At 73.1% G+C, this 9176-nt stretch carries 9 protein-coding genes; 1 reads left to right on the top strand and 8 read right to left on the bottom strand.

Features of this window, described 5'->3' with window-relative positions; genetic code table 11:
* Positions 1-878, top strand: an 878-nt coding sequence (locus NBZ83_RS26220; protein ID WP_261575993.1) for an AfsR/SARP family transcriptional regulator, incomplete at its 5' end; no start/stop codon positions are given.
* Here NBZ83_RS26220 and NBZ83_RS26215 read toward each other — a convergent pair.
* From NBZ83_RS26215 to NBZ83_RS26180, 8 genes are read right to left on the bottom strand one after another with little or no spacing between them, the layout of a single operon-like run.
* Complete coding sequence (locus NBZ83_RS26215) at positions 875-1396, bottom strand: phage tail protein (RefSeq protein ID WP_261569967.1); 522 nt, start codon at positions 1394-1396, stop codon at positions 875-877. The two genes, NBZ83_RS26220 and NBZ83_RS26215, sit on opposite strands and share 4 nt — an antisense overlap.
* Positions 1397-1403: 7 nt before the next feature.
* The gene (locus NBZ83_RS26210) at positions 1404-3446 is read right to left on the bottom strand and encodes a putative baseplate assembly protein (RefSeq protein WP_261569968.1); all 2043 of its coding nucleotides are present in this window, start codon (positions 3444-3446) and stop codon (positions 1404-1406) included.
* On the bottom strand, positions 3443-3925 hold the full coding sequence (locus NBZ83_RS26205; RefSeq protein ID WP_261569969.1) for a GPW/gp25 family protein: 483 nt from the start codon (positions 3923-3925) through the stop codon (positions 3443-3445). The genes NBZ83_RS26210 and NBZ83_RS26205 overlap by 4 nt, the downstream gene beginning before the upstream one ends.
* Complete coding sequence (locus NBZ83_RS26200) at positions 3922-4314, bottom strand: PAAR domain-containing protein (RefSeq protein ID WP_261569970.1); 393 nt, start codon at positions 4312-4314, stop codon at positions 3922-3924. Before NBZ83_RS26200 ends, NBZ83_RS26205 begins: the two co-directional genes overlap by 4 nt.
* 53 nt (positions 4315-4367) lie before the next feature.
* Positions 4368-6104, bottom strand: coding sequence for a VgrG-related protein (locus NBZ83_RS26195; protein ID WP_261569971.1), 1737 nt, complete (start codon positions 6102-6104; stop codon positions 4368-4370).
* Between the two features lie 5 nt (positions 6105-6109).
* Positions 6110-6796 (bottom strand): CIS tube protein, encoded by a 687-nt coding sequence (locus NBZ83_RS26190; RefSeq protein WP_261569972.1) that lies wholly within the window; start codon positions 6794-6796, stop codon positions 6110-6112.
* Between the two features lie 7 nt (positions 6797-6803).
* On the bottom strand, positions 6804-7319 hold the full coding sequence (locus NBZ83_RS26185) for a phage tail protein (RefSeq protein ID WP_261569973.1): 516 nt from the start codon (positions 7317-7319) through the stop codon (positions 6804-6806).
* On the bottom strand, positions 7316-7693 hold the full coding sequence (locus NBZ83_RS26180; protein ID WP_261575992.1) for a hypothetical protein: 378 nt from the start codon (positions 7691-7693) through the stop codon (positions 7316-7318). The genes NBZ83_RS26185 and NBZ83_RS26180 overlap by 4 nt, the downstream gene beginning before the upstream one ends.
* Positions 7694-9176 lie beyond the last annotated feature (1483 nt).

Here is a 9176-nt window from a genome sequence, read left to right as displayed (position 1 = left end):
CCGCACCCTCCCTCCCTGCCGCCGACCCCGGCGTCCCGCCTTCCACCGCCGACCCCGGCGTCCCGGCGTCCGTCGCCGGCCGCGCGCAGGCGAGCCGGCTGACCGTGCGCTGCCTCGGTGGGTTCGAGATGGCTCTGGACGGCAAGCCGGTCGACCTCGCCGGGGTGCAGCCGCGCAACCTCGAGTTGCTCGGAATCCTCGCGGTCCACGCCGGCCGGCCTGTGCACCGTGACCGGCTGACCGAGCTGATCTGGCCGGAGGCGGAGCCCACGCGGGCGAACCACAGTCTGCAGGTGGCGATCAGCGCCCTGCGTAGCCTGCTCGAGCCCGACGTTCCCCGCGACCGACGGGCGCTGCTGCGTCGGGCTGGCCAGGGCTACCTGCTGGCCCTCGCGCACGACGACGACCACGACATCCGCCGGCTCGAACGGCTGCTCGACGCGGCGAGCAGAGCCCGCGGCGCCGACGACCACCCGGCCGAGAGCGGATACCTGACATCGGCGATCGGCCTCTACCGTGGAGAGGTGCTGCCGGCGGGGGCCCCGGCCGACTGGCTGCTGACCGAACGAGAGCGCCTGCGCACCGTACTCGCCGCGGCCTGCGAACGGGCCAGCCGGCTGCTCACCGAGATCGGCCGGCACGCCGAGGCGGTCCGGCACGCCGAGCGCGGGCTCGAGATCGACCGCTACCGGGACGGGCTCTGGCAGACGCTGGTGCTGGCCCTGCGCCGCGGCGGGAGACCGGCCGCGGCCGCCCACGCCGAGGTCCGCTACCAGTGGATGCTCGCCGACCTGGGCATCGACAGCCAGGAATCCGGCGGTGGCCCGGACGCCGGCGACCCACGTGCCCTCCCTGGTGGAGGGGACCGACAGTCCTAACGCACCTCGACCCGGTGCGGTACGTGGGCTGGCTTCGCACCCTGCACGGCCGTCTCCACCGCACGCAGGTCCGCGCCGCGCGGCACCCGGACGATCAGCATCGGGACGCGGGCTCCCGGCGCGAGCCCACGCGGGCTCGGCGACCATCCCACCCCACCGCTGTCAACGACCTCGGCGTCCACCTCGGCCAGCGCCCGCACGGCCGCGGCGACCCCGTGCGGCGTGCCCCGCCACCGCAGCAGCTCCGGCGCCTGCCGCAACACCCGGCGGGTCCGCTCGGGAGGCCACCGGCCATCTATCGCGACCCCGAGCCAGCCGGCCAGCCAGCCCAGAAAGTCGCTCGGTGTGAGGTCCGGGTCAAGGTAGGCGTCGAAACTGTCCAGCGTGGCCAGGACCGGCGCGAGCACGTCGTCGAACGCAGCGAGCAGTCCGTCGATCGCGCCGGTGCCCAACAGCGCGCCCGGTACGCCCCCGGCCAGTGGGAACGGCGTCGCCAGCCCGTCAACGGCGCCCCTCATCCGGCGTTCACCGGCTGGTGTTCCTGCCTGCCACGACGTCCACCTGGTGCCCGAAACCGAAGGCCAGGCTGCTCGGCGCCACGTCCAGGCGCTCGACCCGGTCCAGCTGCTTCGGGTCCAGCGGGTTGGCCTTGTACAGCCGGGCCTCCTCCACGTAGGCGAGGCCGGGCACGGCCTGCAGCACACCAAGGGCGTCCCCGACGGTGACAGCGCGGCCGAACGGCCAGCCGGCGGCATCCGGGCCGCCGGTCACGGGGTGCAGGAACCGGTAGAGCGCCCCCAGCGCGTCGTCGCGCACCCGGTCCGGATCCGCCGTGGCGGTTGCGCGCACCCGGGCCCCGACGGTGAACCCCATGTAGAGCGGAGGTTCGACACTCACCCGCACACCGACGACCCGGCGAGCGTCGAGGTAGGCCCGCACCGCCTCGCCGGTCCGGTCGTCCACGATCAGCTGGGTGATGTCGAGACGCCCGTCGCCGTCGGTGACCCGCGGCACCAGCAGGACCCGCACGACACCGGCGTTCTCGCCCGACTCCTCGACGGTGCAGTGCACCCGGGCGATCTCCGGGGCGGCCTGCCGGGCGAGGATCTCGAAATCCTCGACGGTCACCGCGCGGTCCCGGTGGCGCAGCGCCAGGGGACCGCGGACCTTGGCCTCCCGCACCGACTCACCGTCCAGACCGCCGCCGGCCGGCGCCCGGTTGTAGACAGCCGCGACGTACGGGATGGAGGTACGCAGCGTGTTCAGCCCTCGGGCCACCACGTTGCCGACCTGGCCGCCGCCGGTCTGGTAGGGACGGACCCGCACGACGGACCCCTTCGGCGGCACGGCGCCGAAGGTACGCACCGATCCGTCCGCCAGCCGGACCAGCGGCCCGAAGCGGACCTCACCGGTGGTCGGGTCGACGGTGACGTGGCGGTCGTCCGGGCCGCTGGCCGCGAAGGACTCGACCACGTGCCACACCGTCCATCCGTTCTCGGTGCCATCGCCGGCCGCCCGCGCGGAGGCGGACCGGTGGTGCGCGGGCAGCGCGGCCGGCGCGGCCCCCTGTGCCGTCTCGGCCGCGCTCACCTCGATGACGATCGGCTCCGACGTCGTCGGCACCGGGACCTGCCCGAGCGCGAAGGCCTGCCCGGCCACCCCCTCGGCGACCCCGAGCACCTCGCCGGACACCTGCGCGCCGTGGACCGCGTCGACATCGCCGCCGATCGCCGCCCCGACGACCGAGACGATCCGCGGCGACTCCCGGTAGTCGCGTACACCGCGCCGCCGGACGACGCGGCAGCGCAGCCAGGCCGCCGACATCCCGCCGACGTCGCGGACGGCGTGGTCTCGTGGCAGGTGCAGCTCGATCACGCCGGAGGTGTTCAGACCGTTGGTGGTGTCCTGCTCCAGCGCGCAGCGCCGCCAGCGGCCGCCGTCCCAGGCCTCCCACACCAGCGGCGGCCGGTCCGGGTCGATGCCGTGGCCGCTCACCGTACAGGTGAGGCGCAGCAGGATGATCAGCGACGGCGCCGGGCGGTCGAGACCGACGTAGAGTGCGTCGCCCTCCTTCGGCCGCTCGTCGAAACAGGCGAACCCCGAGCCGAAGCCCAGCTGTTCGGTGTGGTCACGCAGCGTCTCGCCATCCACGCTGGACGCGACCCGCACCGAACGCGCCGGCACCACGTCGAGGTCGGCCATCGTGGTGAACTCGATGGCCGGTTCGGTCGAGGTGCGTCGGGTGGAGACCACGGTGCCCTTCGGGATACGCACCGTGGTGTCCTGCTGCGAGGAGAGTCGGAACGAGACCTCGGCGCGCGCGGCGACGGGCGGGAACAGCCGAACCCCGACGAGATCGAGGAACCGCACGTAGTTGCGGTCGGGTACCCGGTTGAGCCGGTAGAGCAGCAGATCCGTCATCCAGGCGAAGGTCTCGACGAGGGTCACCCCCGGATCGCTGACGTTGTGGTTCGTCCACGTCGGGCAGCGGTCGGCGAGGAAACGTTTCGCGTCGTCGACGAGCTGTTGGAAGGTCCGGTCGTCGAGGTTCGGTGCCGGCAGTGTCATGGGGCGGCCTCGTCGTCGGGGATCACGTAGAAGGGCACGACGAGGTTGCGCCGGTCGTAGTCGCCGCGCACCCGGTAGGCGATGTCGATCCACAGCGTCGACTCGACGGCATCCGGGATGACCTCGACGTCGATCACGTCGATCCGCGGCTCCCAGCGGCCGAGCGCGCGGACCACCTCATAGGAGATCAGTCCGGCGGTGGTCGAGTCGGCCGGGGCGAACACGTAGTCGGCGAGCGGGCACCCGAACTCCGGGCGCATCGGGCGTTCCCCCGGCGTCGTGCTGAGGATCAGATACATCGCCTGCTCCAGTTCGGCGACGCCGTCGGTCATCGCGAACGAGCCGGTGGCGTCGACGGCCACCGGCCACCGCCAGCCGACCCCGAGGAACCCGCCCGCCACGGCGGGAACGCCGGAGATCTCGACCTCGCCGGGCACGACCGCCCTGCTGCCGACCTGCCCGTCCGGTCGCGTTGTCATGGCCCCACCAGCACGCTCGTACCCGAACCGACGATCGTGGCCGGCACCTGGGCGCACTGGACGACCATGCAACCTGAGTAGGCGACGCCCCGCCCTTCCGCCAGCACCGTGACGCTGCCGGCCAGCACCTGGCCCTGCTGCGCGGTCGGGAGCGCAAACGGGTCGGAGACGTGCAGACCCACATGTGGCGGCGTGTTCGTTCCCGCCGACGAAGCCACGACGACCGGCTGCCCGCCGACGAGCACGCTGGCGGCGAGTCCGGTGACCAGTGGCGCGGCGAAGGGAAGCGGGGCGGGCGAGGGAACCGGCGTGCCGGTCGGCCCGGGCACCTGATGGATCGCGCACACCCCGGTGATCTGGTCGCCGGCAACGGCGGCAGGAGCGCCCACCGGGCCACCTCCGTTCATTCATGATCGTATCGATCGGGTCGTGGGTCGCCGGGTCAGTTGAGCTTGATCGGATTTCCCTGCACGGTGATGTCGGCACGGCTGCTGAACGTGATGCCGGCGTCCGCCGACAGCGTCGCGGTGCCCCTGGCGGAGATCGTCAGATCCTGGTCGGCCGTCATCGCGAGGCTTCCGCCGGCCCGGACCTCGACGTCCGCGTCGGTCTCGATGGTGAGCCCGCCGGCGTCGTGGTCGAGCCGGATCCGCACCTTGCCGCCCTGGGTGCGGATCTCCACATGCTCGTCCCCGTCAGCATCACTGATCATGATCTCGTGGCCCTTGCGGGTCCGCAGACCACGCCGGACCACGGTGCCGGCGGCGGTGTCGACGCCGCCGCCGAACGGTGGCCCGTCGACCCCGTTGTAGAGGCCGGCGAGAACGAACGGCCGGCGCGGATCGCCCTGCTCAAAAGCGACCAGCACCTCGTCGTTGACCTCCGGCAGCACCAGCAGGCCACGGTCGGCGCCGGCACCCGCGACCGCCACCCGCGCCCAGTAGGTCTCGTAGTCCGCGGACAGCCAGGGCAGTTTCACCCGGACCCGTCCCCTCGACTCCGGATCGTTGATGTTGGACACGATCGCCGGCACCACGCCGGGAATCGAGGGCCCGCCAGCCCGGGCCCCACCGCCCACGGCCACCAGCCCGAGCAGCGACCGGTCATGCCCACCGCTGACGGTGAACCGGGTGCGATAGCCGGAATGGTCGAAGATGTGCTCGGCGTGCGACACGGTGAGCTTGCCGTCGAAGCGGCCGCCGGTCCGGCCCACGCTGAACGCGACACCGGCGAGGATGCGCGGATCGCCGCGCGCGACGCCCTCCGCGGCCGCCGACGTGCTGGCGACCCGCTCCGCGACCGCGGCGACCATCGCGTCGCACTCGGCCTGCGTCGCCAGCGGCCGGGCCGGGGCGGTGAAGCGGGCGTCGGTGTTGCCGGCGCCGAGCGTGGCCGGGTCGTCCGCCAGCCGGACCGAGCTGGTCGCCGTCCGGGCGGTCGCCACCAGCTCGCGCTTGGCGCGATCGTCCCAGCCGCGTACCTCCACCTCGGCGACCTGCTGCGCCGCAGTCACCCGGGCGGTGAACACCTCCAGGTCGCCGCCGGGGGTCAGCTGCAGGTGGTCGGTGCTGTCGAAACCACCAGGACCCGGCGCCCCGTCGGCCGGAACCGGCCGGCCGAACTCGAGCCTGTTCGCGCGTACCCGCAGCACATGATCCATCTCCCGGGCCCGCCTGGACAGGAAGTCCCAGTACGTCTCGTTGATCTGGCCGACGTGATCGTGCACGACCGAGGTCGCGGCGACGGCACCGGTCGCGATCCCGAGGCGACGCGCGATCAACGTGACCAGGTCGGAATCCGTCACGTTGTGGTACGCCGCCGTGTGGACGCCGTTGAACAGCGCATACGAGCTGTCGTAGGCAACGATGACGGTGTGCGAGCCGCGCTCGTCGTAGGACAGACCCAGGCTGTAGACACGTCCCTCGAACAGAGTCGTCTCAGCGTTTCCGCCCTCCGGCGCGGCGGCCGGCGGGGCGGTGACCCTGAGCGTCTGGCGGAAGTCGAACCCGCCCGTGGCCAGCAGTTCCCGGCCCGGGTCGTCGAGCACCACCCGGCAGGCGTCCGGCGCGGCGAGGTCACTGTCGACGACGACCCGTCGGATCGCGGCGCTGATCGCCGGTGCCACCTTGGCGCCGTCCAGGTAGAGGACGGGCTGCGCGCCGTACGTCTCGGGCGGCATCGCGCTCACAACCTTCCGAGTTCGCCGTGTTCGGGCAGCAGCAGCCGGCGTCCCGCGGCGAGGCGCATCGGGTCGTCGACGCCGTTGAGCTCCGCGATCGCCCGCCAACGCCCAGGATCACCGTAGGTGTGGTGAGCGATCGCGGCGAGTGTGTCGCCCGCGACCACCCGGTGGCCGCGGTGCGCCCGCACCCCACCGGAGGACGGGTTCGTCCGCTTGGGCTCCTCCGGAGCGGCCTTCATCGCCAGCGCCACCTCGGCACGGGTGGGTGCCCCGTTCGGGGCGAACAGGGTGCAGGTCGCGTCCACGCTGCTGAGCAGGCCGACGAACTGCCCGGCGCCGCCGATCCTGAACTCGCCCCAGGTGAACATCAGCACCGGCGGGCTCGGCGACGAGCCCTCGCGGGAGGCCTGGGTCGGGTTCGTCCAGTCCAGCAGCTGCTGGATCTCCGTCATCACGCTCGGGCGCCGCCGGACGCGGGCATCAAGCAGGAGGCTGAACTGGAGGTCCACGGCGCGTGCGCCCAGAAACGCGGGGCGCGCCGACTGCTTGGCCGCCTGCGTCGGCTGTTCGCGGTACTCCGCCCGTTTCGCGATCTTGATCGTGGACGGGTTGAAATGAAAGACCACCGCTTTGCTGTGGTCGCGCTGTTCGCACAGGCCGGCTTTGACAAAGCTCTCGTTCGCCGTCATGGCAGGATCACTCCTTCGGCCAGGTCAGCTGGAAACCCTGGTGCGCGAACTCCAGCGTCTCCGTTGCGATCTTGGCATCGGCGGCGGAGAACCGCGGGCCGGAGTAGCGCACCGGGCAGACGTTGACCAGCGTCCATTCCGCGACCAACCGATGGTTGTCGTCGAACGCGGTGATCGTGGCGGTGGTCGGGTTGCCGTGGGCCTCTCGCTGGAAGGCGCTGAACCAGCTACTGAGCCTGCGACTGTCGGCGTCGATCGGCCGGGTCAGCTTGACGTTCTGGTAGTGCACACGGCCGAGAAGCTGATGCTGGAAACCGTTCTGCCCGCCCTCGTCATAGGTCTTCACCTCGTAGCTGGCTTCCAGGCCCTCGATCGCGATGAAGGCACCGATCTCGAAGGCGCCGATGGTGACGTCGAAACGCAGTCCGTTGGCGGGTCCGGGCCTGGAAGGGGGACTGTTCGTCGCGGCTGGTCCGCCAGCCGCGCGCCCGGTGACGGCGGGTCCGCCAGCAGGCCGCGTCACAGCGGGTCCGCCAACAGGCCACGACGTTCCCGGTCGGCGAGCAGCTCGGCGCGCAGCCTGCGGGCAAGATGCTCGTAGATCCGCTCGGCGAACCCGGAGAGCTCGGCGTCGGGGACCGGATCGGCACCGGCCGCCACGCCCCCTCGGCCCGTCGTCGCGGGCACCGTCGGAGGCACCAGCGCGGGCTCCGCCACGGCCGCCGGCGCCGACGCGCTGAACGAGGTGACCGCGGGAGGCGACGCGACAGCCGACCCCCCGTCGGCATCCCGCATCACCCCGGCAGGCGCCGGCCCGATGTCCGCCGCGGGCCATCGTGGCCCCGGCGGGCTCCCCGACACCCGTTCCACCGCCGGAGCCACCGGGCCGGCCGACACCGTTGACCGCCCCCTCGCCGACCCCGACACCGTGAGGCGCCGCGGCGCGGCGCCCGTCCACCGAGAAACACGGAGATCTCTCGACCCGAGCATGCCGGCCAGGTCGGCCCCAGCACCGACCCGCGCCTCGTCAGCAGAACCGCGGACAGCACCAGGACCTGCACCGAGACCTGCACCGAGACCTGCACCGAGCGCGACGCTGAGGCTGGCGCTGTAGCCGGCGCCGGGACCGTGCGCGGGCCGCTCAGCTGCGGTGGCCAGGGCCGGGACGGCGAGGCTCGCCACCGAGGGGTGGCGCCGGCTCGGCAGGCCTGGTCCCGCCGCACGGAGCACGACCGCGACCGGCTCTGGACCAGAAGCCGTGGACGGCCTGGAAGCAATGGCCGGATCGGCTCCAGGCCCAGCGGCCGACCTCAGCGTGCCAGCACCGGCCGCCCGGAACACCCGGCTGACCGTCGCCGTCCGCGCCGGGAGGTCCCGCCCGGCCGGCGGGGAGCTGTCCGCCGGAACGCTGGACGCCACCCGAACGCCGGACGACCTCTCGCCCGAGGCCGTGTCCACGACCGCCGTCCCGGAACCCACCAACGGCGTGCCACCCACCGACGGCGTGCCACCGGCCGACGGCGCAGGGCGGGCCGGCACCGCATCGCCAGTCGACGACGGTCCATGCCCCGGCAGACCCGGCGGGTCGGTCGCAGGCCACCCGGACCGGTCCGGAACGGACGATGCCGACCGCTCCGGTGCCTGGCCGACCGGCCGGCCCTCCGGCCGGTTCGCCGACGCCTCCGGATCCGTGGAGCTGGCGAGTGCGCGTGGCGCACCGAGCGCGAAACGTCCCACCGAGAGCCTCGCCGTTGCCGGCGCTGGTATTGGCGACGGTGGGTTCGGCCGCGAAACCGAGGTGGGAACCTGTGCTGTCGGGCCAGGCGAGAGCGCATCGGCTGGCAGCGGGAAGGGCGGCGGCGAACCGTCGGCGGACCGGACCGGTGAAGGACCCGCACCCGGCATAGCCGGGGTGTGGGTACCCGAGACGGCCGGGCGGCGCGCGACCGAGGTCGGAGGCGGCGAGGCGGGTGACTTCGGGAGTGTGACCGGCGAGCCGCCAGCCGGTCCACCGCCGATCGGGTGCGTGGCAGGCCGCACCACCGGATCCGGCCCCCCGGATGCGCGATCACCGAAGCCCCGACCACTGGTTTCGGACCCACCAGCGGGCCGGCGGGCAACGGGCCGGCCGAGCCCGAGCCGGCGATCGGCGGGCCCCGCTCCCGTGGCAACCCTGACAGTGCGCGGCAGGTCGGCACCCGGCATTTCTGTGACCTGGCCCTGCCGCTCGAGGCCCGCAGAGGTGTCGGCGCTGCCGAGACGGGCTTCCTCCCGCAGCGGTGCGGCAACAGGAGGCAGATCCGAGGGTTCAGGGTCCTCGGCGGCGGAACGCGCAGCCGTCGGTCGAGCCGTGCCCGCGCCGGGGTGGAGACCGGAGGCG

It is taken from the genome of Frankia gtarii (assembly GCF_025403375.1).
GTDB lineage: Bacteria > Actinomycetota > Actinomycetes > Frankiales > Frankiaceae > Frankia > Frankia gtarii.
The sequence above is the reverse complement of the archived record's forward strand: the minus strand, read 5'-3'. Positions and strand labels throughout refer to the sequence as shown.

Coding starts and splice junctions, on each gene's coding strand:
- NBZ83_RS26195 (WP_261569971.1), bottom strand. CDS start 6,104: ATGCCGCCCGAGACGTACGGCGCGCAGCCCGTCCTCTACCTGGACGGC.
- NBZ83_RS26215 (WP_261569967.1), bottom strand. CDS start 1,396: ATGAGGGGCGCCGTTGACGGGCTGGCGACGCCGTTCCCACTGGCCGGG.
- NBZ83_RS26210 (WP_261569968.1), bottom strand. CDS start 3,446: ATGACACTGCCGGCACCGAACCTCGACGACCGGACCTTCCAACAGCTC.
- NBZ83_RS26205 (WP_261569969.1), bottom strand. CDS start 3,925: ATGACAACGCGACCGGACGGGCAGGTCGGCAGCAGGGCGGTCGTGCCC.
- NBZ83_RS26190 (WP_261569972.1), bottom strand. CDS start 6,796: ATGACGGCGAACGAGAGCTTTGTCAAAGCCGGCCTGTGCGAACAGCGC.